Source organism: Aliiglaciecola lipolytica E3 (assembly GCF_000314975.1).
Classification (GTDB): Bacteria; Pseudomonadota; Gammaproteobacteria; order Enterobacterales; family Alteromonadaceae; genus Aliiglaciecola; species Aliiglaciecola lipolytica.
Genome location: NZ_BAEN01000038.1, coordinates 1 through 24944, shown reverse-complemented (window position 1 = coordinate 24944; position 24944 = coordinate 1). Strand labels below are relative to the sequence as shown.

The window sequence follows — 24944 nt, the reverse complement described above, 5'->3', positions numbered from 1 at the left end:
TTACCTTTTTCAATGACTCTTCTTTATCAAAAATAACTACAATCACTTTTTTTATACGCAAATTGCGTAATCACGGTCTATATTAATATCTCCTCATTATATAGTGAGTTAAATACTTACCGTATAAAGTATTATTTATTTGATTATAGAAAAGGAACTTTAGATGAATCGCTGCTTGGCTAATTTACCCGGTCGATTAACCCTCCTTCAAAAATGTTTTGTTTCTGGTGCTTTAATTTCGATTTCTTCGACAGGTATGGCACAACAAACGTCATCATCTCAGTCTGAGGAAGATTATGAAGTCGTCGTCGTTACCGCTCAAAAAAGAACACAAAAATTGTCTGAAGTACCTATAGCTATTTTTTCCTTTAGTGCCGCTAATATCGAACAAACAGGAATAACTCAACTGACTGAACTGGCAGATTTTATACCGAATTTATCTATTTCTAGAACCACTGATTTTACCTCAGCAATTACCATTCGCGGTGTTGGAGCAAACAGTCGTAATATTGGATTTGATACCAGAGTTGGGGTTTATTTGGATGGGGTTTATCTTGGTCAATCGCCAGCGTTGAATCAAGAGTTATTGGATTTACAAAGAGTTGAAGTTTTACGCGGACCTCAAGGAACGTTATTTGGCAAAAATACTGTTGCAGGAGCTATTAACCTTATTTCAAAAAAGCCATCTGATGACTTGGAAGGCAAGTTAAGTGCATCTATCGGAAATATGGGCGCACGTGAACTACAAGGACAAATTAATCTGCCTATTTCAGATGATAGTGCTGCCAAATTTTCAGTGACTAAGCTGGATCGAGACGGCTATATCAAAAACCTAACTACCGGTAATGAATTAAATGAACGAGATGCTTTGGCGTACCGGGCACAGTTTCGGTCGCAGCTTTCAGAGGCGCTAGAACTAAATTTCAGTATTGACGGCCTCAACACCGAACGTTTATCGTTTTTAGGTGAAGCCATATCTGACACTTTAAGCAATATACTTGACCCGGCTGCGCCCCAAAAAGACCAAGTTGCCACAACCATCGATACATATGAAAAGCGCGATATTGTTGGTGGCTCTTTGGATCTATCCTACCAAATGGACAGTGGCTACGATGTTAAATCGATAACAGCTTATCGAGATACCGATATTTTTTATCGGAACGATTCAGATTATGCAGTGGCGGATTTGTTAGTCATTGAATATTCAGACCAATACGAACAATGGTCGCAAGAGTTTCAATTGATATCACCACAAAGTGATTCTGCATTTGAATACGTAGCTGGACTTTATTTATATCGCCAAGAAGCTGATACTTTAAGAGACGCGATCAATGGTGCTCAATCGTTTTTATTTGGAAACGTACCAGGCTCTGTGGTTACTAACAGTGGTTATGTTACCACCGACAGCTACGCGGTATATTTTAATGGCGGATATGATTTTACTGATAGCAGCAGTTTGGCATTAGGACTGCGTTACACAGATGAACAGAAAGATTTGGATTGGGTTTTGGATGGCGCTGCTTCTGGGATTTTTGGGATAGGCAGTACAGATGGTCGATTAACTGATACACGTAGCGACAATTTTGTTTCCTATGCGCTAAGTTTTAATCACGCTTTTAATAACAACCTCAACGGTTATGCCAAATATTCTACTGGCTTTAAAAGCGGAGGATATAATTTAGATTTTATTACCAATGCTGACTTAGCGGCGGGTATCCAATTTGATAAAGAAACCGTTGGTAGCGCAGAATTAGGATTAAAAGGCAATTTTCATCGCAATAGTTTAATTGTAAATCTTGCGGCTTTTAGTTCGGAATTTAAAAATTATCAGGTCAATCAATTTATTGATTTAGGCAATGGAGCTTCCTCTATTTCAATTCGCAACGCCGCTAAAGCTAATACTCAAGGGGTTGAACTTGAAATGATCTATCGGCCAATTAGTGATCTGGAGATTCAGGCAAGCGTAGGACTATTAGACACCGAATTCGACAGTTTTCCGGGTGGTTTAACTGGAGGAGGAGATGCTAAAGGAAATGATTTGATCAATGCGCCAGATAGTAACTTTTCACTTGGTATCCAATATTTAACCGAATTCACTAGTCTAAATGCTGACGTATCATGGCGTTTGGATATTACTCACAGCGATGGTTTTTTTACTACCGTTGATAATGTTACTAGCGAAACGTTGACCGATGGAACGGTTGTTGATTTTGGCCATGTTGACAGTATAACGTTAGTTAATGCTAGAGTGGGTATTTTGAGCAATAGTAATGGTTGGGAGGCCTACCTTTGGGGTCGTAATTTAGCTGACGAACGAGATCCAATAGATAACCGTAAGGACTTTTTTGGTACGGTAACCAGTAATTACCAAGAACCCCGTACTTATGGGGTTGAAGTCGTGTATAACTTCTAATTAGGCTTTATAGCGTGATATTTCGATCATTAAATGAAATGACATAACATGGCTGAAAATAGAACGGTTTGAATCATTGAGTATCAAACCGTTGCCGTAAGAACTGCGCGAACTGGGGCAGGGTAGCCTTCTATCGTTTTGCTAATATCGTTAGGGTCCAAAAAGTTAGCCAAGGATTGACTATCCATCCACTGCGTTTTTCTTTGTTCTTGCAGTGTTGTTGCACCAACATCAACAACCTTAACCTGCTTAAAGCCGACACGTTGCATCCAAATAACTAACGCGTCGGTACTTGGTAAAAACCACACGTTACGCATTTGTGCATAGCGCTCTCCGGCCATTAATACCGTATGTTCATCGCCTTCAACTACTAAGGTTTCTAATACTAATTGTCCGCCAGGCCTTAGTTGATTTTTTAATTGGTGAAGAAAATCAATTGGGCTGCGTCTGTGATATAAAACACCCATAGAAAATACCGTATCGAATGCTTTTAGATCTGGTAATTGCTCAACGCCAATTGGGAGTAAATGAATGTTTGGGTTGGGATGAAAATGCTTAATAGCCTGAAATTGCATTAAGAACAATTGTGTTGGGTCGACGCCTACAACAAATTGAGCTTCTTCACCCAGCATTCTCCACATATGATAACCACTGCCGCACCCGATATCTAAAACGGTTCTACCTTTGAGTGGTTCTAAATGGGGTAAAACACGGTCCCACTTCCAATCAGAGCGCCATTCTGTATCAATACATATGTCGTGGATATAAAACGGACCTTTTCGCCAAGGTTTAAATTGTTTAAGTAAGCCCGTAATCTGACGCGTAGTGTATTCATCAATATCTTCTGAGACGCCCAACTTTACTGCGTTTTTAAGCTCAACTTGCTGGACATGAGTTGACGGCAATTTTGTTAACAGCTTTTGCCATTTAGCATAATCACCGTGGAGTTGCTTTTTTTCCCATTCAGCGATTTGTGCGGGCAGTACTTCCAACCACGAACTTAATTGGGTTTGGGCTATTAAACTATAGAATTGTTTAAACCAAGGACTTGTCATATTACTTTGTTACCAGCATAGATGTGAAATTGAAACAACAAAACCACATCACGAAGTTTTTGAAACCTGTTTTGGCCAGCCTAGTTTGATGCTCTTGCACAGAATCAATCAACATCACATTTTCAATCGCAGAGCGTTTCTGACTGATTTCTAATTCGCTATAACCATTGTTACGCTTGAATTCATGATGTAAATCAATAACCAGTTCATTCGCTAGTTCGTTTTCATGTCGAATCTTTTCCGATAAAATTAACACGCCACCAGGTTTCATACCGTCATAAATTTTTTTGATTAAAGATGCTCGGTGGGCAGGTGGAATAAACTGCATGGTGAAATTAAGTACAACAACGGATGCATTTTCAATTTTAGTATCCAAGATATCGTCACAAATTACGTTCACCGGAATATCTGATTTGAATGCATTTAAGTGCAACTGGCATTTTTCTACCATTGCCTGTGAGTTATCTACAGCGATTATTTGACAGTTTTGTTGTTTGACGCTTCGGCGCATTGCTAAACTTGCTGCGCCTAAAGAGCAGCCTAAATCGTATAGATTGGTATTTGTTTGCGCATATCGCTGGGCGATTAATCCAATGTTATCGATTATCGTGCTGTAACCAGGAACTGAACGCTGAATCATATCAGGAAAAACTTGTGCTACAGCCTCGTCAAAACAAAAGTCGTTAACTTTCGTTTTTGGTTGCGAATATATGGCGTCTTTTTGATTCATCGTTTCTTATTCACTCACACACACGATTAACTAGAAAATTGGCGCAATTCTACCTGTGGCGATAGAGGTTAGCAAATGAAGCGCTTATGCTGATATATTGTTGTATATTCAAAATCCTAGTTTAAACTTGAGGTAATTTAGACTAAAGTCTAATTCTGATTTTTAATACATTATATATTCTCGAAAATAAAAGGAATTTACATGCCTAAATTTCTAATAGCGGATGACCATCCGTTATTCAGAGAAGCTTTGAAAGGTGCTTTATCCCCTTTGTACGAAGCAGTTGAGTTTACGGAATCAGATGGACTGGAATCAACGATCGAATCTATCGAGCGTTCAGGCCATCTAGACATTATTCTACTTGATTTGAGTATGCCTGGCTGTGAAAACTTTTACGGAGTAATACGGGTATGCGGCGACTATCCTCATATTCCTGTGATTGTTATCTCTGCCAGTGATCATCCCAAAATTATCTCGCAAGCGTTAGCTTACGGGGCGAAAGGGTACGTTTCTAAATCTGCAGCAGTAGCGTCCATTTCGGAGGCAATTGATACGGTGTTAAACGGAGGCACTTGGGTTCCGGAAGAATTGAAAAATCAAATTGATAACATTTCGGATGAACAACAGGAAATTGCTGCGATGGTCAGTGAGTTAACGCCTAAACAATTCCTAGTTCTAAATTATCTGCAAGAAGGCAAGTTAAATAAACAAATTGCATACGATATGTCTGTTACTGAGGCTACTGTTAAGGCGCACACAAGTGCGATATTTAAGAAGTTAAAAGTGAATACGCGCACCCAAGCAGTGTTGTTAGTTGAAAAGTTACAAACCAATATTTAAACTTTTATTTCAACAAAAAATTTCAAGGTCAATTAATGATAGACTATTCGCTCCCTTTAGTAGATTTACACCGTCATTTAGATGGAAATATCCAGCCTCATACAATCTGGGAGCTTGCGCAAAAGCATCAAATTGAATTATCCGCAAAAAATCTATTAGAAGTTGAACAGCTCACTCAAATTCACGATAAAACCAGTGATTTATTGGCTTTCTTGGCAAAGTTAGATGTAGGCGTATCTGTATTAGCGGATTACGACGCTTGTTATACAGTTGCTTATGAGAATATGCGAGATGCTAAAAATAGCCGACTAGACTATGTTGAGCTGCGTTTTTCACCTTACTATATGGCAATGAATCACAATTTAAACATGGTTGAATTAATCGCTGCTGTTGTTGATGGCGTCAAAGCTGGGGAAAAAGATTTTGGCGTAAAAGTAAATCTTATCGGTATCTTAAGCCGCACTTTTGGCGCACCCACCAGCATGTTGGAATTAGAAGCGTTATTGGCTCATAAAAAAGATATTGTGGCATTGGATTTAGCAGGAGATGAGCTAGGTTACCCAGCTGAATTATTTGTGGAACATTTTAGCAAAGCACGCGATGCTGATTGGCAAGTTACAGTGCACGCTGGGGAAGCTGATGGACCGCAAAGTGTCTGGAACGCAATTAATAAACTTGGCGCTACACGAATTGGACACAGTGTAGCTGCTTGTCAGGATGAAACGTTAATGGCGTATATGGCAGATAACAATATCGCAATTGAATCTTGCCCAACTTCCAACTATCAAACCGCAACTGTAAAGGACCTGAAAACGCATCCTATGGCTACGTTTTTACAACACGGCATAATGGTTACATTAAATACTGATGATCCTGCGGTGTCGAATATTGATATTGCTCACGAATATAAGGTTGCTAGTGAAGTACTAGGAATTTCACAAAAACAGTTAAATCAAATTCAACTGAATGGCGTTAAGGCTGCATTTTTAAGTGAACAAGAAAAACAGGTGCTTTTAAACAAAGTTAGTTAATTTATTAAAACGTAAAACTTGTCACAGCATAATAAAAGGCCCCTTAAAACTAGGGGCCTTTTGATTTAATAATGGGAACTTTAGGTTTAAGCTGCTTTTGTACGAGATTTACGTTTTGGCTTACTTAAAGATTTGTCTGCCATAAGTTCTTCCGGATTGAAATCGTCAACGTTGATTGTATCCAATCTACCTTGTTCAGCTTTTGCCATTAAATCCGCTTCTTCTTGGTTTAGTACTCCTAGCTCAACGCCTTTTTGTCCGACTTTATCTAAATCGGTAAATGGGTATCGCTGTTCTGCAGCTTTACATACTTTTTCATACAATGGTTCTGCCGCTAGAATGTCATCCAAAACTTGTTCCAATTTACCCATTGGATTACCCTCATCGCGACCAGTATATTGGCCTTCGCCTAAGCGATCGCGTGCTTCTCCAGGGGTTTGTAATAACGTGGCTATGCGATGATCTAATTCGTCGGAAGGTTGTGAAAATGTCTTGCCAAACGGCATGATTATCACTCGTAAAAAGTAACCTAATGCTTGGTTTGGGAAATTCCGTAATAGTTCATCAATGGCTGTTTCCAACGCAAACAAGTTTTCTTGCATAGCGCGGTGTACCAATATTAAGTCGCTTTTTTGGCGACCTTGATCGTCGTATTTTTTAAGGATCGCAGAACCTAAGTAGAGATAACTTAAAATATCTCCTAAACGCGCTGATAACCTTTCTTTACGTTTTAATTCACCGCCTAATACGCCCATTGCAACATCAGACAATAAGGCCATATTTGCACTATAACGTTTCATAGCCTTGTAATATTTGCTAGTTTCATCGTCAAAAGGAGAGTCTGCAGTAAATGCGCAGGTCAGTGAATACCACCAGCTTCTAAAAAAGTTGCTCATGGCAAAACCAATATGCCCAAATACGGCTTGGTCGAACTCTTCCAAAGCTTGTCTATCGTCTTCGTTGCCAGCAGCGTACATTTCTTTCAACACAAATGGATGACAGCGGATGGCACCTTGACCATAAATCATCATGTTGCGAGTGAGGATATTAGCGCCTTCGACAGTGATTGAAATAGGCGTTCCTTGATATGCTCTACCCAAATAATTATTGGGACCAAGCATAATGCCTTTTCCACCATGTACATCCATAGAGTCATTTACCACTGAACGAATTTTTTCAGTTAAATGGTATTTACAGATTGCCGAAATAACTGAAGGCTTTTCACCTAAATCGACTCCTTTTGTAGATAGAGCCGTTACCGCATCCATCATGTAGGCGTTGGAGCCGATACGACCTAACATTTCTTCAATACCTTCCATTTTACCCACAGGTATTTTGAATTGACGACGAATTCGAGCGTAGGCACCGGTAGCTAATGCAATTGTTTTAGCGCCGCCTGCGGCTGTGGAGGGTAGGGTAATGCAGCGTCCAACTGACAAACATTCAACTAGCATGCGCCAGCCTTGACCAGCCATTTTTGCTCCACCGATGATGTAATCTAATGGCACAAAAATATCTTCGCCTTTTAATGGGCCATTTTGGAATGGAACATTAAGCGGAAAATGACGATTACCAATTTCCAAGCCTTTGGTATCACGTGGGATTAATGCGCAGGTTATACCCAGATCAGGCTCATCGCCCAACAGCCCTTCGGGATCAGTCATTTTAAACGCCAGACCAATCACAGTGGCCACAGGGGCTAACGTTATATATCGCTTGTCGAAGGTAAGTTTCATACCGATAACTTCTTTACCTTCCCACTCACCTTTACAAACGACACCTAAGTCAGGAATGGCTCCAGCATCAGAACCCGCTTCACGACCGGTTAGTGCAAAACACGGAATCTCTTCGCCAGTAGCTAATCGAGGTAAATAATGATCTTGTTGTTCTGTGGTGCCGTAATGTTGTAGCAACTCACCGGGACCAAGAGAGTTTGGTACGCCAACCGTGGTGGCTAGAACAGCGTTGCTACCCGATAACTTTTGCAGCACTCTGGATTGAGCATAAGCAGAAAACTCTAACCCACCGTATTTCTTTTTGATGATCATGGCGAAAAACTTATTATCTTTCAAAAATTGCCATAATTCTGGAGGTAGATCGGCACGAGTATGATGAATTTCCCAGTCGTCTGCCATGCGGCAAGCTTCTTCAACAGGACCGTCTAAAAAAGCTTGTTCTTCAGCAGTTAATCCAGCTTTAGGGATAGCATGAAGCTTTTGCCAATTTGGATTACCACTGAATATTTCACCGTCCCACCATACTGTTCCAGCATCAATTGCTTCTTTTTCAGTGGTAGACATTTCCGGCATGATTTTACGGTACATATCAAGTAACGGTTGCGACAGGTATTGTTTTCTTATTGAATCCATATTCAATGGAATTGCGATGGCTAAAAATAGTAGCCAAGTAAAAAAACCAACATAACCGAATGTAGTGGCAAGTAACAATACTAAGCCCACAACAATAGTGGCATTGAGTAACTTTAAACGCAGAAAACTCACTGCTCCAACTACACCAATTACGGTGACTAACCACAATAAAATATTCATTTTAACGCCTTTTTTAGAGGTCCGACCATATACTAAAAATAATCTGATTTTTGTCTGAAATCAAATGCATTCGTGTTATATCTAATTATAAGCATGGCTGTATTACAGCTGAATTCAAGCTTAAAACGGCAGAATTCAGCGTAATTAATTTGGAGGTTCTGATAGAGGTTACGGATTTACTGGTGTAGACGAATAAGCAGATAACTGAATGTCACCTTGTTCTTCACCATCTTTGAATTGTTTTAATCTAACGAGCTGGTAGTTTAATGACGGTGCGAACCATGCGTAGGTTTCACGTGTGGAGTTGGCGCGGATTATTTTCACTTTTACTCCCTCTAACATGCCATAGGGAAGGGAGAGTTGTTCTTTGGCTACAACTTCTAGTTCGTAACGTCGAACTTCACCGCGGTTATTGATTAAATTGTAGTGTAATTCCTTTTTGCCTTGTGCCAGCTGTAATTGAATATCTAACCGATAAAGCTGATTATCAAATTCATTATTCCATGGTAACGTTGTTTGATTATCTATAAGCACAGTGTTTTTTTGACGATCAAATTGCGCTACCAAGCTTTTATCAGAGCCAAATCCGGTACGTTCATAGCTATATTTGAAAGGTATAATTTGACCATCTTCGACACTAAACAAACTAACTTCACTACGTTTGTCTGATAAAAAGAACATGGATACTTTAGACTCATAGGAAAGTCTATAGCGCTGTCGTCCGAGGGATTCTAGTTGTAAGGATGCAGTGCCTAAATCCTTACCGAAACGAAATGCTGTATATTGCGCATCAAACTGATTCAATTCAGCAGCATGTAAGGTAACGCCCAAATTGAGACAAACTAATATTACGCCTGCTAAAAATTGTTTAGTCAGTTGCATAGCCGTTTTGGGGAAGTTCCTGTCCATCTAATACTGCCTTATTGTTGATCATCATTAATCGCTGCTTACAAAACCAGTCTACAACAAGTGGATAAATATTTCTTTCTTGTTGCTGAACTCTTTCGGCTAACTCAGCTGCTGTATCATGCTCAAAAACGGGTACTTTTGACTGAATGATAACTGGGCCACCATCCAATTCGGGCGTCACGAAATGCACCGATGCGCCGTGTTCTTCATCTTTGGCATCAATGGCTTTTTGATGCGTATTTAAGCCTTTATATTTGGGTAATAATGATGGGTGAACATTCACCATTTTACCGCTAAAGCTACTGACAAATTGCTCAGTTAAAATACGCATAAAGCCTGCAAGTACTACCAAGTCGGGCGAATATCGCTCTATTTCAGCTTTTAATGCTTGGTCATAATCATCGCGGTTTTCAAAATCTCGATGGTTAACGCAAAGGGCGTCAATGCCAGCATTTTTTGCCCGTTGCAATGCAAAAACACCCGGTTCATTTGAAATAACCGCTGTTACTCTTGCCAATTCCGTTTTATCACTGAAATAATCAATGATTGCCTGCAAGTTAGAGCCGTTACCAGATACAAGTACAACTATTGATTTTGATGAACTACTCAACTACACAATCTCAACTTGTTCTTGTTGTTCATCACAACTCGCAATCTCTCCCAAAATCCAAGCATTTTCGCCTAGTGAGTTTAGATGACTCACGGCAGCTTTCGCTTCTGCTTGTGGTAATACAATCATCAGACCGACGCCACAGTTAAAAGTTCGGAACATTTCGTGATCTGTGATGTTTCCTTTTTCTTGCAACCAATCAAAAATAGCCGGTCTTTTCCAACTACTGCGATCAACAACTGCTTTTGCATTTTTAGGCAGGACTCGTGGGATATTTTCCCAAAACCCACCACCGGTTATGTGCGAAATAGCGTGAACTGTATGTTGTTCCAATAAAGACAATACGGATTTTACATAAATTCGAGTAGGTTCTAGTAGGTGCTCAGCAATCGTGCTGCTTTGAAATGGTGTTTGTGGATCAGTACCACTGACTTCCAACACTTTTCGAATTAATGAATAACCATTTGAATGCGGACCTGAAGAAGCGAGCGCAATAATCGCATCACCAGGTGCAACCTTACTACCATCAATCACGTCATCGGCTTCTACTACACCGACACAAAACCCTGCAACATCATAATCATTGCCATGATACATACCTGGCATTTCAGCAGTTTCGCCACCTATTAGTGCACAGCCAGATAGTTCACAACCGGCACCAATACCACTGACCACTTCTGTAGCAGTATCAACATCAAGTTTGCCTGTGGCGTAGTAATCTAAGAAGAACAAGGGCTCAGCACCTTGCACAATCAAATCATTTACACACATTGCAACTAGATCGATACCAATTCCAAAATGTTGTTTAAGATCCATTGCAAGCCTAAGCTTAGTGCCTACACCATCTGTGCCAGAAACTAATAGTGGAGAGCGATACTTTTGAGGAATGGAACAAAGCGCACCGAAGCCGCCTAAACCACCTTTCACTTCTGGACGGTGTGTTTTCTTGGTCACTGACTTGATTCGTTCTACCAGTTGATTTCCTGCATCAATATCGACGCCCGCGTCTTTATAACTCAGAGATGGGTTAGAATCGCTCACAATATTCCTCAGTAAAAAATTTTTGCGGATTTTATCAGTATGGCGCGGGAAAGGGTACTGAAAATCTAGGTATTTTCAGAGTTGAATAAAAAATAGTGATATAGAGCAGTGCATGGAATTGATTGAAATTCATCCAATCATGTCATGGGATTACAAACTGTACTAAACAATTGATGAAATTTATATTTAGATCTATGACAATACCGCTTTAATTCAATAAGAGTGTTTATTCCCAATGCGATCTTTGCTTTTCATTGTTTTGTTATTGTTGGTTCATTCTAATGGGGCAAGTGCCGCAGTTGTTGAGGGCTTATATAATGCGTCTGTAATAGTGACGGATCAATCCGCTAATGCACAAAAAAAAGCGGTGAAACAAGCGCTCGCTGAAGTGCTTGTAAAAGTCAGTGGTAATCGCGCATTATTAGCAGATGATGAGGTTAAAACTTATTTGAATCGCGCTGAAAACATTTTACTTTCATACGCATTTGAATCTACCCCCGACGGATTATTGTATAAAGCAGAATTCGATACTAATAAAGTAGAAAGCTTACTGCGTTCTACTGGTTTTTCGATTTGGGGTAAACACCGCCCACAAACGCTTATATGGCTAGCCATGGAAGAACAGGGCACCAATAGACGTGAACTAGTTTCGGATAGTACTCATGCTGAAGTGATTTTAGCAGCCAAAAAAGCAGCCGCCGCTCGTGGTGTGGATATTGCTTTTCCAATTATGGATTTAACCGATATACAGCAAGTTAGTGTTTACGATGTTTGGTCAAGTTATACACAAAATTTAGTGTTAGCGAGTGAACGCTACGCGACTGAATATGTGATGTCAGGTCGTTTGTATTATCGCGATGAACAGCCTTTTAGTAACCAAAATGAACAGCAAAATGAGTCTCAAAATACACCTCAACAACTCGATGTTTGGGTTGTGGAGTGGATGATCACTCGCAAAGGCGTGTTTGACTCAGGCGAAAGTTCTGGAGAAACCCCTGAAATTGCGATTAAAAATGCGGTTGATATGTTCACAGATGTATTGGCTGATAAATATGCAATAGAAGCGATAAGCGACAATGAGAACAACAAAACGAAAGTGGTTATTGGAAATATTTCATCCCTTACGGCGTATGTTGAGGTACTCAACTTTTTAACCAAACTATCAGTGGTTGTAGACGTTGCGCTTGTTGAGCAACAAGGTAGTTTAGCAACCTTTGAGTTGGAGTTATTTGGTGCTGAAGAAAATTTAGAAGAGGCGTTTAGACTCGAAGACAGATTGCAACGATCGCTAGACGATTACGGGCAGCCTGTACAAGATAAACCCTACGTTTGGAGACCTTAACTTGGTAGGTGGGCGATTTCCAAAACAAATATCTTTAGACGTTGATTTACCTGACGAACAAACCTTTGAATCATTAGTTGTGGGCAGCAATTCATTAGTTTATCAACATTGTCGATTGTTGCTGACTCAAGGTGACGCCTCTGATTTGCCTTTTCTAACGTATATTTCGGGTGCTACTGCGACGGGTAAAAGTCATTTGTTGGTTGCTTTATCACATGAGGCGGCGCAACAGAATATCTCACATTTTTATTTAGCCTTAGATCAAGCGCTCAGTTACCCACACACCATTTTAGAAGGCATGGAAAATATACAGTTGCTGTGTATTGATAATCTCCAGTACATACAAAATAGCCCAGAGTGGCAAAGAGCTTTATTTGATTTGATTAATCGCATTCACGAAACTCAATTGTGTAAATTAGTTATTAGTTGTGATCGCGGTCCTAAGCAGGTGCAGTTTGCGCTGGCCGATTTGGTATCTCGTTTAGCCTGGGGGATTAGCTTTAGTCTAAGTACTTTAAATGATGAAGATGCGTTAAAGGCATTGCATATTAAAGCCAAGCAGCGAGGCATTAGTATCTCTAATGAATCGCTGCAATTCTTAATCAGCCACGCAAAGCGTGATATGCATAGTTTGGTAGCCGCACTCGATGAGTTACAGCTAAAAGGAGTAGAAGAAAAACGCCGTATCAGTATTCCGTTTATTAAACAGGTTTTAGACTTATAAAAGCCTTTAGTTATTCTTTCAGTTGGCTTTCAAATGTAGCTTTCTCTTTTGCCATTTCATCTTTCAATTTCGGTATCCCTAAACCTAATTCTTTGCCACGTTTTCGAGCATAAAAACTACAGCCTATAAACATCCCCGTGCTTAACACTATTTCAATTAATGCGAAAAACCATTCATCTGCTACTGCGTAGATACTGGTAAAGCCATGGATAAGATAAAACATGACGATAAAGTTTGCCCAAGCATGGGTGTAGGGCTTGCCTTTGATAATGCCAATAAAAGGTAAGAGTAAAGGGATAGTCCAAGCTAAGGTCAAAATAATTTCAAATTGTTGACTTCGACCCGTTGGGTTGGCTAGAAATAAATGCCAAACCGGTACCCAAACTAACAACAATAAATAACATACTAAAGTTAGTTTTCGATAAAAGTGTGTTGGGATATTCATTTTTGTCCTAATTTTTGCGCTAGCATTGCGAGCCGTTTACCTTGTGCGATGCATAGAGCTTGCTCATCTTGACTTAAACTTGATTGATTATTTAGGTTTACGTGGGTTACGCCATAAGGAGTACCACCAGTTTGAGTAGAGTGCAGTTCAGGTTCTGAATAAGGCAAACCACTAACGACCATACCGTGGTGAAGCAGTGGCAGCATCATAGTTAAAAGAGTGCTTTCTTGGCCACCGTGCATACTACTTGATGAACTAAACACACAACCGGGTTTTCCACTTAAATTAGCAGACAACCAAATTGCAGAAGTTGAATCCCAGAAGTATTTCATGGCAGCACTCATATTGCCAAATCTGGTAGGACTGCCTAGTGCTAAACCACTGCAATTTGCGAGTTCGTCAAGAGTCACATAAGGATCGCCTGATTCAGGTATATCACTTTGCTTAAATCCCATCCCATCGGAGATACTAGGGACTGTTCGAATGATTACTTCGGCACCTTGCATTTGTGCTCCTAATGCAATTTTATTCGCTAAATTGCGGGTGGCGCCGTGTAAGCTGTAATATAAAACGAGTATCGGGCCCACTACAAAATATCCAATACAGCTTCTGGTGGTCTACCTATTTTCGCTTGATTTCCATTTACTACTATTGGTCGTTCGATCAATTTGGGGTATTTGGTCATTGCCGTTATTAATTGATCGTGACTGATAGAATCATCGCCCAAATTGTTATCAGTGTAGTCTTTTTCTTTTAAACGCATCATTTTTCTTGGATCTTGAATATTCAGCTTTGACATCAACGCCTCAATATCGGATTCGTTAAGCGGTGTCTTTAAATATTCTACAACTTCGGGCTGAAATCCTTTTTGCGATAACAGCTCTAATGTTTGACGACTCTTGCTACAGCGAGGATTGTGATAAATAGTCAGATTTTTCATTGTTAGTTTACTTTTCATTGCTTAAAGAATTGCAGTATTCTAAAACTTATTGTCCGTAGGCAACAAATTTATATTGGTTCGTTTGATGAAAAGTTCGGGATAGCCGTAAACTAGTAAAGGGTTTGTTGAAAATATGCTCAAAAAATTGGTTTTTATTGGAATTGGCCTAGTCGCTGCCGCAGGTGGTTTTTTTCTTTCACTAAGTTTAAAAAGTGACTTCAGCATAGTAGAAGGCGAAAGTTACCAATGGCAAGATTTTGAAGGGCAGTATTTGGTGGTTAATTATTTTGCTGAATGGTGTGCGCCTTGTTTGAAGGAAATTCCAGAATTAAATCAATTTGAAACTTTTGCGAACACGCAACAAGATGTATCGTTATTGGCAGTGAATTTCGATAACTTACCTGATTCAGAATTAATAAGTTTACAACAAAAGTATGAGATTGGTTTTCGTGTGATGTCTGGATTACCTAAAAATGCTGTTTTTCCGTTTCCTAAATCGCTACCAGCCACGTTTATTATTGGACCAGATGGAAAATTAATTAAACACCTTCAAGGCGAGCAGAATAATGAAAGTTTACAGAATATGATTAGGCAACTTCGTCAGTTATAACGTTTTAATTCTATCTATTTGCTCTCGAATTTGATCAATTCTGGCACGTATACGCTGTTTTTCAAGTTGTCTATCACCAGCAAAATTATAGGCTGTATGAAGCTCGTCAATCGCTCTAGGGTAGGCGGCAACTAGGGCGTAAACCTCAGCTTTACTTTGATGCATTTCCAGCATTTGCCGACTTTCGAGATAAGCATCTGATAAAAGTTGCAGGGCTAATAAATTATTAGGATTGATCAACAAGAAATCTTTAAGAATTCGAGTCGCTTCTTTAATATCTCCTTTTTTGATCAGAATGTTAGCCAAGTTTAAACTTATCACACTGTTATGCGGAGAGTGTTTAGCTTGTTCGCTCAACATGGCAATGGCAGGCGCATAGTCTTTTTGAGCAATCGATAAATCTGCTGCTAAGTCTAAATAAAACAAATTGTTTGTGTCGTTTTCGATTAATTGGTTAATTATCTTTTGGGCTTGCGCATACTGTTCATTTTCGAAATAAGACAAAGCAAGACCATACAATGCGGATTGTTTAAATACATAATGTTGTTTATCAAGCATGTCTTGAAAAACAACAATATTGTCTTTTGGATTTCCATAAAAGCGGGCCGTAATACGCGCTTTGGCTAAGTGAAAGCTTAATCTTTCAGGGACTTGCCTAACATTGTACGAGCTGGCTCTGCTTCGAGCATCGGCAATTCGTGATTGAGGTAAAGGGTGAGTTAGCAAATAGGCAAATGGTGTTGAACGCAAACGATATTTTTCCGCTAGTTTGCCGAAAAAGGTAGCGGCAGCATTTGGATCATAACCACTTTGTGCAAGTACCTGAATGCCGATTCGATCAGCTTCACGTTCGTTGGCACGAGTATAGTTTATAGAAGCTTGCTGTGCTGCGGCATTAGTCGCGCTCAATGCTGCCATTCCAGCTTCAGGGTCTGCCATAGCTAATAAAACACTTCCAAATATAGAGGCTAGTTGCAGTGGAGAGGATTTTTGCTGAGCTTGTATTTTTCGCGCAATATGGCGTTGAGTGACGTGAGCAACTTCGTGTGCTAGTACAGAAGCCAGTTCGCTTTCATTATCTGAATTAAAAATTAAACCGGTATGTACACCGATGTGACCACCAAAAAATGCAAATGCATTGATGTCTGCATTGTTAATCATGAAAAATTTGAAAGGAAACTTTACGTTATCAGCTTGTACAACCAATCTGTTGCCTAAATCTTGAAGATATTCTTCTAATAGAGGATCGCTAAGCAGGGGGGCTTGCCCACGCAACTGTCGCATTAAGATATCGCCTATCTGTATTTCTTTATCAATACTGATCGCATCGGAGGCAACAACGCCGATTTCTGGAAGGGCATTGCGTTGGTGCTGATCAGAAACTTGAGCAGTCGCTATGGTCGAAGAAAAAGCGAATACTGCCGAAGTGACAATCGCAAAAAGGCGTTGGGTCATATTTTTCAAACTGACTTCTCTCAAATTTCTCTATCCATTCAATATGTATGGGTTACTGCGACTGTTTGAAACAGGTATCCGTAAATAAGTTCAGTTTTAAACGTCAATATTGTGTAAATATTGAGATAATATATCATTAGATTATGTATTTCAGTGTGATTATAGCAATTTCTCACTTTGCTTACGATTAACTAAAAATCGCGAATGGAATTGGGTTAAAGTATTCACGTAATTTTCATTATTAAATCCGAAAAATAGTGTAAATTATTATGCTGAGAAAAAATTCCATGTTTCTGCAGAAAGACAGTCTGGTTCAACTTACAACACATTGAAATATAAATAGGCAGGAGATTCCATGTTTGAGATGTTAGATCGCTGGTATAAGCGTAAGTTTTCCGATCCGGATTCACTTATGTTATTAATGCTATTGATCTGTGTTTCCCTTTTATTAGCCATTTGGGGAGATATTTTAATGCCCGTTATCGTGGCGGCGGTTATTGCTTATTTGCTGGATTGGCCTGTGGTGCAATTAATGAGATTAGGGTTAAGCCGAGCCTATGCCACCACTATTATGATGTTGGTATTTATCGCAGTTAGTATTCTAACTTTTGTCGGATTAGTACCGGTGATCACGCAACAAAGTGTCAATTTGATAAAGGAAACACCGCAAATTTGGAACAAAGGTCAAGATTGGCTATTAACTTTGCCAGATTTATACCCAAACTTTATTCAGATTTATCATATCCAAAATATCCTGCAAGAGATTAACCAGAAGATTGTTGAAGTAGGGGAGACACTGATTTCAGCTTCTTTTAGCTCTTTGGCTGACGTAGGGGCAATCTTAATTTATTTAATACTTGTACCCATAATGTTGTTTTTCATGCTCAAAGATAAACATGTACTGATTGACAACTTATCGCGCATTTTACCGAATGAACGTCGCTTAATTAAACAAGTTAGTTCTGAAATGAACCTGCAAATCGCAAACTATATTCGTGGAAAAGTCATTGAAATTATAATCGTGGGAACGGTATCCGCGGTTACCTTCGTATTTATGGATTTACGTTATGCAGTGCTGTTAGGTGTTCTGGTTGGTTTTTCGGTTCTCATACCGTATATCGGTGCTGCTGTAGTGACCATTCCGGTGGCAATTGTGGGATTATTTCAATGGGGAATTACACCAGAGTTTTGGTATTTGATGATAGCTTATGGCGTCATTCAGGCGTTGGACGGTAATGTTTTAGTGCCGGTTTTATTTTCCGAAGCGGTGAGTTTGCATCCCATTTATATTATTGTTGCGGTGCTGTTTTTTGGAGGGCTTTGGGGATTTTGGGGCGTATTTTTTGCTATTCCATTAGCGACACTGGTGAAAGCAGTGATTAATGCTTGGTCACCCACACCTAACCAAGAAATTGAAACGTATCCGCAGATATAAGTGTAAAAAAGGGAGCTAATAAGCTCCCTTTTTAATTTACATATTCAATATAACTTATTGATTTTTTAAATAATCTAAAACAACTAGATGATGATCTTTTGTTTTAAACTTATCAAAAACGTGAATTATTGTACCTTCAGGATCGATTAGAAATGAAATACGATGAATACCATCATATTCTTTACCCATGAATTTTTTCGGCCCCCACACACCAAACTGATCTGCCACAGCATGGTCTTCATCTGACAATAAAGTAAAGTTGAGTTGTTCTTTTTCAGCAAATTTCGGTAAACGCTTTTGCGCATCGGGGCTAATGCCCAACACGACAACATTTAGTTTGTCTAATTCTTCTTTTGCATCGCGTAAACCTTGAGCTTGTACAGTACAACCTGGCGTCATCGCTTTTGGATAAAAATAAACTAAAATATTTTTGCCAGTAAAACTAGTTGAAGACACCGGTTTGTCGTTTTGATCTAAAAGGGTAAATTTAGGCGCTTTATCGCCTGCTGTTAATCGATTCATGTTTGACATCCTGTTTAGTGTTCGATGTTAAGACTGTTATCGCTTTTTTGAATTAATGATTTTCACTAATTTTGCCGTCTAACTGAAGACTGTCTAATAGTTGTTTAAATTGGATTGTTAACCCAGCCATGTCACCTTCAAGAGGCATACTAGCGACAAATTTGACCTTCATTTTTTCTTTTTGACTATCTTGATCTGTAAAGGTTTTTTGTCGCAACGCACTAATGGCAGCATCAAATTTCGCTAACAAAGTCGATACTTTATGAATAACCCCTGGAATATCATCACCACTAATTTCTACATCAATTAGATGTTCCAGATTTTGTTTACAATGGCGTTTAGTACGCTTCATCATCGACAGTAGATCATGGTTTTGGCAAGTCTGTGGTAATTTCAATTCAGCTTTAGTAATTTCAGCTTGAGATCCCTCCAGAATCATGGTTAAAGAGAAGTCTTGACCATAAATTGCTTGGCGGCTATCCAAAATATTGCAACCTGAGGCACTTACAGTATTAGCAAGTTCGCTTAAGATACCCACGTTGTTGCCACCCATAATAGTGACGATGAGTTGTTGTTTCATTAATTTAGTTTGTCACGAATTAAAAACGATGCCGCTAGTATAAATGATTTTTTTATCTATTAATAAACAACTATTTAAGTTTATCTACAAGGAACTAATCGAAGATGAAAAAATCCAAGCTTGATATTCTAGCTGGGAAACAATTTAATCCTTGGTTATTTAATTGATTCTGTGCTTGTTTTTAAGGGGCTTGATCATTACCATTAGGCGCTCATTTTTGTGGAGAAAACATGTTTAAAGGTAGTTTTGTAGCGCTTGTGACCCCGATGGACCAAAACGGGGACATAGATTATGTTGGACTTAAAAAACTCGTAGAGTTTCATATTCAAAATGGTAGCCACGGTTTGGTGTCTGTTGGTACAACCGGGGAATCTGCGACTTTACCCTTTGAAGAACATATCGAAGTAGTAAAGAAGACCGTTGAATATGCCCAAAATGCGATTCCGGTCATTGCTGGTAGTGGTGCGAACTCAACTGCCGAAGCCATTTTCTTAAGTGAACAACTTGCTAATACAGGCATCGCTGGTTTTCTAAGTGTTGTGCCTTATTACAATAAGCCACAACAAAAAGGAATGATTGCGCATTTTGAAGCAATTGCAGATGCAACAGATTTACCGGTATTACTATATAACGTACCTGGTAGAACCGTCGCAGATATGCTTCCAGAAACTGTGGCTGAACTGGCAAAACACAAAAATATTGTTGGTTTAAAAGATGCTACTGGCGACATCCAAAGATTAAAACAAACTCAATCATTAGTGCCCGACGACTTTTTATTACTTAGTGGGGATGATGTAAGCAGTTGCGAATTTTTGTGTCATGGCGGACATGGCGTAATATCTGTTACCGCTAACCTTGTGCCAGCGAAAATTGCGCAAATGTGTGAAGCCGCTGCTGCCAAGGAATTTGATCACGCACACAAGATTAATGATTCTGTGGCCGCATTACACCAAGCGTTATTCATTGAGTCTAATCCAGTACTGCCAAAGTGGGCATTATATAAAATGGGATTAATAAACAGTGCTAATTTACGATTACCATTAATTCTTCCGGAACTCCAAACCAAAAATGAAATCGAAGAAGTCATGCGTGCAACAGGCATTTTATAATGGTTAATATTTTAATAAAGGAAACAAGCATGGCTCGATCGGCAATTTTAGCAGTATGTCTGGTTGTGGGTGGTCTAGCAGGCTGTACAAGCTTAGAAGAAAGACAACGTGCAAATGGGGATTACGACTATGTCGACGTAAAAGAACAGCCACGTTATAAAGTTCCTAGCGATTTAGATACCCCTATTTTACAAAGTGATTACGATATTCCTGAGGTTGGTGAAAATGCACCTAAAGATCAAATAGGTGATCAGATCACTGTAACATCACCTTCATTGGTTTTACCGCTGGTTGCTGGTTCTCATGTGGAAGAAGGTTTAAAAGAAGCAACAGTATGGTTTGACCAAATTGACGATTCCCAACCTTTAGATACGGCTATTTGGAATTCTGTTATCAGCTTTTTAGATGATAGAGATATTGGTGTGGTTAATTTCGATAAGTCAGCGAATTTGCTGGTAACTGATTGGATGATAATTGAACCAGATCAAAACAACAGTTGGTTTAATTGGACCAGAACCGACAGAAGCATAGGGCGACGTTTTGAATTTAACCTTGATATTAAACCTCATGGGCGAACTGCAAAATTAAAGGTTAAATTGCGAGATTATTTGGAAACGGTTGGTGAAGATGTAATTGCAGATCTCAGTTTTGAACAGTCACGCCGAAATGAAGTTGAAATATTAAACGAAGTCATTAGCCATTATGAAAAGCAAGTTCGATTAGAAGATGTTAAACGTATCCGTCAAATTCGCAGTGGCTTTGCAATGGAAATGGGCTTTAATCCTAATGGTGATCCTGCGTACATGGTTGATGGTCAATATGATCTCGTTTGGCCTAGATTACTTTTAGTGCTGCGGAAACTTGGTTTCAATGTAAAAGATTTAGATAAATCTACAGGACTACTATTTGTTAACTACGGTGGTGCCGAGAGCTCATGGTGGGACAACCTATTTACAAAGAACGATGATCAACTTGATTTAGAAAAAACGGATTATCGAATTCAAGTAAGAAAACAAGGTCCGAAAACATCCTTTACTCTGCTTAGTGAAGAAAGTGAGCCATTTGAAGTTAACAAAGTGACTGAATTATTTCCTGCTTTCAAAGAAGCAATGGGTACAGATAATCTAGATATCTAGTTAACGAAAATATTTGTAGATAGTGGAATTAAAAATATGACTTTAGCCAATACGGTTTTAGCAGTGAACGATAACCTGCCAATTCGAACCGACTCGCCAGTTCATAGCGGTAAAGTACGTTCAGTTTATTGGTTAACGTCTCAGGATAGTCGAAGGTTAATTCAGCAAAATAACTATGATGTAGCTGAAGATACACCTTTGGCTGTGATGGTTATTAGTGACCGAATTTCTGCTTTTGATTGTGTTTGGCGAGCTGAAGGAGGTCTCAATGGCGTTCCAGGTAAAGGGGCCGCGTTAAACGAAATTTCAAATCATTGGTTTGACTTATTCAAACAGGAAAACTTAGCCGATAGTCACATATTAGATGTACCGCATCCACTTGTATGGATAGTGCAAAAAGCCAAGCCGGTATTAATTGAAGCCATTGGTAGACAGTATATAACAGGATCAATGTGGCGAGCTTATAGTAAGGGCGATCGGGATTTTTGTGGAATTCAATTACCTGAAGGACTGAGTAAAGACAGTAAGTTACCCGAATTATTAATTACACCGTCTACGAAAGGTGTCTTAAAAGGTATTCCTGGTGTTCAAGAAGCGGATGACGCGAACATCTCAAGACAGTCGATAGTTGAACATTTTCAACGCTTTAATTTTAAACAACTAAACGATGTTGATTTATACGAGAAACTTTTATCACAAGGATTTAGTGTTATCTCTAACGCTTTGGCTGAAATCGATCAATTATTTGTAGATACTAAATTCGAATTTGGTTACGTAAAAGATCGTTCTGGGCAAGACAAATTAATATATATGGATGAAGTAGGAACACCTGATTCTTCGCGAATATGGGATGGTCCTGCATTTAGGGAAGGCAATATACTGGAAAATTCAAAGGAAGGATTCAGACAGATGTTACTAGAATATTTCCCAGATCCAGATATTTTGCTTAATAAAGATAGAATGCAGGAAAGATTTTCCTTAGCTAAACACAATTTATTGCCGCAAGAAGCGCTTATGGATTTATCTAAGACCTATGTCAACATTGCTGAAAAAATAACTGGTAAAACGCTCAACATTAGCGGTAATCCTAAGCAAGAAATTATTGCGGTGCTTAAAGACGAGTATGGTTTGGTCGACTAGTAGGTTAGGGCATTTAGTTGGTTAGAAGTTAAGGGCGCTAATAAAAAACTTTAGCCAACTTTCTGTCTATTTTCTATTTCATAAAACCAATTAATTGCTTCTTCGGTCCCTTTGAAATACTGTAAATTTTGCTGTTTAACAGCACTTATTCTTTCTCGAGCAATTTCAGCAACTACCTGATTCGAAATAACTAATGCTTTTGCACGTAAGTTTTGGGTATTTACCCAGTGATTAAACTTATTAACGATTGCATAGGCATCAGGTGTAGCACCTAAAAACTTGCGTAAGTCGCCCAATATAAAAAACTCATCGTAGGGTAACTGTCTGATTTTATCCTTTGCTTCTTCAGCATAAAGACTTGCAGTAGCAGCGTTAAACATGCCAACGTATCGCATATGAACGATATTGTGTTCAACTTCAATTGTGTAAGATCCGTGCGGGGTATTCATTATTCACTATCCTCGTAAATAAATTTTATACATTGTGTAAAACGGTAAATTAGCTTCTCAATTGATTTCATATTAACCAGTTTGCGCCAAAATAAAACACTAATAGTGAAAAATTGAACTAAAGTATAAGAGCGGAAAGTCCTTGAATTTTGCTTTTATTTTAATCTATGTAATTGAATATTAAGAATATAAATTATAGATAGATGATATTGTTTAAAACTAAAGTGTAAGTGGGGAGGAAGGTTTGATTATGCTTGTTTATAGTTTTTATTTTTCTCGAACCAATCGAGGGCGCTATCGATATCAGTAAAATACTGCAAATTTTGAGTTTTTAATGTGGGCATCCTTTCTGATCCAATTTTACCTACCACTTTATTTTTTACAATAATGGCTTTTGCGACAAGATGTTGAGTATTAACCCATTGGTTATAATGCTCTGTCATGTCATAAGCTTCAGGTGTTGCTCCATCCATTTCTCTTATATCAATGACAATAAAAAATGGGTTTCCATCAAACTTCTTTATGAGTTGTTGGGCTTCTTTTAAATATGCCCGAGCAGAATTCTCACTAAACATGCCAATAAATGTTTGAAATAAAATGTTGCCCTCAATGCGAAAATCATATGATCCAAGCGGAGTTTTCATGACTATCCTTCTTGCCACATATGTAAACTCAAACCAACGTGACTCTATTTCAATGGGCTTTACACGATAAAATATTTACAAGTAAAAGAAAATCCAATTTGGTCAATATTCGACTAAAGTCTAGTACGAACTGGATTCATCCAGTTAATATAAGTAAATTATTGGCAAACACGCAACCAAACAAGCTAATTCTAAAATACAAGAGAAAGGTTTTATTTAACTGTATTTTAAATACAGTACTCGGATTCAGTCTGTAAAGTTGCTAATTTACGGAAAAATGCAGTTTTTATTAAAAGCTTTAATTTAATTCCGAGTGTATTTTTAACCTGTACAAGGACTTACAACATATGATAAAAAAGAACTATGTTAAATACAGGAAATATTCCTTGTTGGTTTTAAGGAATTTTTTTTAGCTAATAATATTGTTAGTTTTACAAGGAAGTTGTGAGTAAAAAATTTCCCATGTTTTTAGTTTTCACTATTTTAGTTTCTTTCTCACTTCAAGCTTCCGACAACCAATTTTGGGAAGTCGCCGCTAAGTTTGAACAAAAATGGTTGGAATCAGAAAAAACTGCTTTTGATATTATTAAAAGTTTAGAAAGCCAAATTAAGCTTTCTAAACCAACACCATTAATGGTATCTCAACTATTTGAAAGCAAATCCAATTTATATGAATTTTATGGTTCTAATCAAGATTTTAAAACGTACCTAGAACAGAATATATCCCAAATCACCAAGTCCCACAATTACTACAACATATACTTGTCAAAGCTAGCGATTTCATATTTTCAATCTGGTGAGCTAGATAAGTATCATAAAGCGATTCATCAACTCCTTTTGAACAATGGCTCCATGTACGCTGCTGTTGTCGAATTGACTACCACCCCAAGCGAAAGTAATTATCAGCTTGTTAAAAGTTATTGCGAAGATTGTAGTTTTTACCTTTATCACAAAGCGATCGCACAATATTATTCTGAGTTAGGACTTTATTCGTTGTTAGAGGAGTTGATTCAAAATCTCTTAGCTACAACTTATAAAGTAAACCGAGGTGAAAGTGATATTAGAAGTAGACTTTTTTTAGCGTATGGTCATATTGCTTTAAAATGCCAAAATAAAAATTCAGAAGTTTTAAGTGAGCTTTATACCGCCTCAATCTCTGATATAAAAGGCGTGAAAGGGTTTTACAACAGAGTAAAATTGGTTTTAGACAATGGCTGTAAGTAAAACTAACAAGT

The 24944-nt window shown here is 38.6% G+C and carries 25 protein-coding genes; 11 read left to right on the top strand and 14 right to left on the bottom strand.

Annotated elements, in window-relative coordinates; translation table 11 throughout:
* Nucleotides 1-163: 163 nt before the first annotated feature.
* Nucleotides 164-2413 (top strand): TonB-dependent receptor, encoded by a 2250-nt coding sequence (locus GLIP_RS09335; protein ID WP_008844366.1) that lies wholly within the window; start codon nt 164-166, stop codon nt 2411-2413.
* A gap of 83 nt (nt 2414-2496) precedes the next feature.
* On the opposite strand, the gene cmoB is transcribed toward GLIP_RS09335, so the two are convergent.
* Both cmoB and cmoA read right to left on the bottom strand, forming a co-directional pair.
* Complete coding sequence (cmoB, locus tag GLIP_RS09330) at nt 2497-3468, bottom strand: tRNA 5-methoxyuridine(34)/uridine 5-oxyacetic acid(34) synthase CmoB (RefSeq protein WP_008844365.1); 972 nt, start codon at nt 3466-3468, stop codon at nt 2497-2499.
* 1 nt (nt 3469) lies between these two features.
* Complete coding sequence (gene cmoA, locus GLIP_RS09325) at nt 3470-4198, bottom strand: carboxy-S-adenosyl-L-methionine synthase CmoA (RefSeq protein ID WP_008844364.1); 729 nt, start codon at nt 4196-4198, stop codon at nt 3470-3472.
* A gap of 201 nt (nt 4199-4399) precedes the next feature.
* Here cmoA and GLIP_RS09320 point away from each other — a divergent pair, with 201 nt between their 5' ends.
* Complete coding sequence (locus tag GLIP_RS09320; protein ID WP_008844363.1) at nt 4400-5038, top strand: response regulator transcription factor; 639 nt, start codon at nt 4400-4402, stop codon at nt 5036-5038.
* Between the two features lie 35 nt (nt 5039-5073).
* Nucleotides 5074-6069: an adenosine deaminase gene (gene add, locus GLIP_RS09315; RefSeq protein WP_008844362.1), complete on the top strand. Its 996-nt coding sequence runs from the start codon at nt 5074-5076 to the stop codon at nt 6067-6069.
* 86 nt (nt 6070-6155) lie between these two features.
* Here the strand turns inward: add and fadE are convergent, their stop codons facing one another.
* The 4 genes from fadE to purM all read right to left on the bottom strand — a co-directional run bounded on the left by fadE (nt 6156) and on the right by purM (nt 11178).
* Complete coding sequence (fadE, locus tag GLIP_RS09310) at nt 6156-8618, bottom strand: acyl-CoA dehydrogenase FadE (protein ID WP_008844361.1); 2463 nt, start codon at nt 8616-8618, stop codon at nt 6156-6158.
* Between the two features lie 168 nt (nt 8619-8786).
* Entirely contained in the window at nt 8787-9527 is a 741-nt protein-coding gene (locus tag GLIP_RS09305; RefSeq protein WP_226992205.1) for a DUF3108 domain-containing protein, read from the bottom strand.
* Complete coding sequence (purN, locus tag GLIP_RS09300; RefSeq protein WP_040522537.1) at nt 9487-10137, bottom strand: phosphoribosylglycinamide formyltransferase; 651 nt, start codon at nt 10135-10137, stop codon at nt 9487-9489. Before purN ends, GLIP_RS09305 begins: the two co-directional genes overlap by 41 nt.
* A complete protein-coding gene (purM, locus tag GLIP_RS09295; protein WP_008844358.1) occupies nt 10138-11178 on the bottom strand; it encodes a phosphoribosylformylglycinamidine cyclo-ligase in 1041 nt (346 codons plus the stop codon).
* Between the two features lie 235 nt (nt 11179-11413).
* Here purM and GLIP_RS09290 point away from each other — a divergent pair, with 235 nt between their 5' ends.
* Nucleotides 11414-12520 carry a DUF2066 domain-containing protein gene (locus tag GLIP_RS09290; protein WP_008844357.1) on the top strand — a complete coding sequence of 369 codons (1107 nt, stop codon included), beginning with the start codon at nt 11414-11416 and terminating at the stop codon, nt 12518-12520.
* Nucleotide 12521: 1 nt separating this feature from the next.
* Complete coding sequence (gene hda, locus GLIP_RS09285; protein ID WP_008844356.1) at nt 12522-13244, top strand: DnaA regulatory inactivator Hda; 723 nt, start codon at nt 12522-12524, stop codon at nt 13242-13244.
* A 10-nt stretch (nt 13245-13254) separates the two neighbouring features.
* On the opposite strand, the gene GLIP_RS09280 is transcribed toward hda, so the two are convergent.
* Genes GLIP_RS09280 through arsC form a run of 3 tightly spaced genes read right to left on the bottom strand, consistent with a single transcriptional unit; the run spans nt 13255 to nt 14629 of the window.
* Nucleotides 13255-13689, bottom strand: a complete 435-nt coding sequence (locus GLIP_RS09280) for a DUF2069 domain-containing protein (RefSeq protein WP_008844355.1) — start codon at nt 13687-13689, stop codon at nt 13255-13257.
* A complete protein-coding gene (gene wrbA, locus GLIP_RS09275; RefSeq protein ID WP_008844354.1) occupies nt 13686-14276 on the bottom strand; it encodes an NAD(P)H:quinone oxidoreductase in 591 nt (196 codons plus the stop codon). Before wrbA ends, GLIP_RS09280 begins: the two co-directional genes overlap by 4 nt.
* The gene (arsC, locus tag GLIP_RS09270) at nt 14276-14629 is read right to left on the bottom strand and encodes an arsenate reductase (glutaredoxin) (protein WP_008844353.1); all 354 of its coding nucleotides are present in this window, start codon (nt 14627-14629) and stop codon (nt 14276-14278) included. The genes wrbA and arsC overlap by 1 nt, the downstream gene beginning before the upstream one ends.
* Nucleotides 14630-14762: 133 nt before the next feature.
* Between arsC and GLIP_RS09265 the strand changes: the two genes are divergently transcribed.
* Nucleotides 14763-15239 carry a TlpA family protein disulfide reductase gene (locus GLIP_RS09265; protein ID WP_008844352.1) on the top strand — a complete coding sequence of 159 codons (477 nt, stop codon included), beginning with the start codon at nt 14763-14765 and terminating at the stop codon, nt 15237-15239.
* Here GLIP_RS09265 and bepA read toward each other — a convergent pair.
* Entirely contained in the window at nt 15234-16694 is a 1461-nt protein-coding gene (gene bepA / locus GLIP_RS09260) for a beta-barrel assembly-enhancing protease (RefSeq protein WP_040522571.1), read from the bottom strand. The two genes, GLIP_RS09265 and bepA, sit on opposite strands and share 6 nt — an antisense overlap.
* 355 nt (nt 16695-17049) lie before the next feature.
* On the opposite strand from bepA, the gene GLIP_RS09255 reads away from it, so the two are divergent.
* Complete coding sequence (locus GLIP_RS09255; protein WP_008844350.1) at nt 17050-18129, top strand: AI-2E family transporter; 1080 nt, start codon at nt 17050-17052, stop codon at nt 18127-18129.
* A gap of 54 nt (nt 18130-18183) precedes the next feature.
* Here GLIP_RS09255 and bcp read toward each other — a convergent pair whose 3' ends face one another.
* Nucleotides 18184-18651, bottom strand: coding sequence for a thioredoxin-dependent thiol peroxidase (gene bcp, locus GLIP_RS09250; protein WP_008844349.1), 468 nt, complete (start codon nt 18649-18651; stop codon nt 18184-18186).
* 52 nt (nt 18652-18703) lie between these two features.
* A complete protein-coding gene (locus GLIP_RS09245; protein ID WP_008844348.1) occupies nt 18704-19231 on the bottom strand; it encodes a glycine cleavage system protein R in 528 nt (175 codons plus the stop codon).
* Nucleotides 19232-19461: 230 nt separating this feature from the next.
* On the opposite strand from GLIP_RS09245, the gene dapA reads away from it, so the two are divergent.
* Genes dapA through GLIP_RS09230 form a run of 3 tightly spaced genes read left to right on the top strand, consistent with a single transcriptional unit; the run spans nt 19462 to nt 22616 of the window.
* Nucleotides 19462-20340, top strand: coding sequence for a 4-hydroxy-tetrahydrodipicolinate synthase (gene dapA / locus GLIP_RS09240; RefSeq protein WP_008844347.1), 879 nt, complete (start codon nt 19462-19464; stop codon nt 20338-20340).
* 29 nt (nt 20341-20369) lie between these two features.
* Nucleotides 20370-21476 carry an outer membrane protein assembly factor BamC gene (gene bamC, locus GLIP_RS09235; protein WP_008844346.1) on the top strand — a complete coding sequence of 369 codons (1107 nt, stop codon included), beginning with the start codon at nt 20370-20372 and terminating at the stop codon, nt 21474-21476.
* A gap of 36 nt (nt 21477-21512) precedes the next feature.
* Complete coding sequence (locus tag GLIP_RS09230; RefSeq protein WP_008844345.1) at nt 21513-22616, top strand: phosphoribosylaminoimidazolesuccinocarboxamide synthase; 1104 nt, start codon at nt 21513-21515, stop codon at nt 22614-22616.
* A gap of 50 nt (nt 22617-22666) precedes the next feature.
* On the opposite strand, the gene GLIP_RS09225 is transcribed toward GLIP_RS09230, so the two are convergent.
* Together GLIP_RS09225 and GLIP_RS09220 are read right to left on the bottom strand one after the other, a co-directional pair.
* The gene (locus GLIP_RS09225) at nt 22667-23065 is read right to left on the bottom strand and encodes a hypothetical protein (protein ID WP_008844344.1); all 399 of its coding nucleotides are present in this window, start codon (nt 23063-23065) and stop codon (nt 22667-22669) included.
* Nucleotides 23066-23313: 248 nt separating this feature from the next.
* The gene (locus GLIP_RS09220) at nt 23314-23709 is read right to left on the bottom strand and encodes a hypothetical protein (protein ID WP_008844343.1); all 396 of its coding nucleotides are present in this window, start codon (nt 23707-23709) and stop codon (nt 23314-23316) included.
* 444 nt (nt 23710-24153) lie between these two features.
* Between GLIP_RS09220 and GLIP_RS09215 the strand changes: the two genes are divergently transcribed.
* Nucleotides 24154-24933 carry a hypothetical protein gene (locus GLIP_RS09215; protein WP_008844342.1) on the top strand — a complete coding sequence of 260 codons (780 nt, stop codon included), beginning with the start codon at nt 24154-24156 and terminating at the stop codon, nt 24931-24933.
* The last annotated feature ends 11 nt before the right edge of the window (nt 24934-24944 follow it).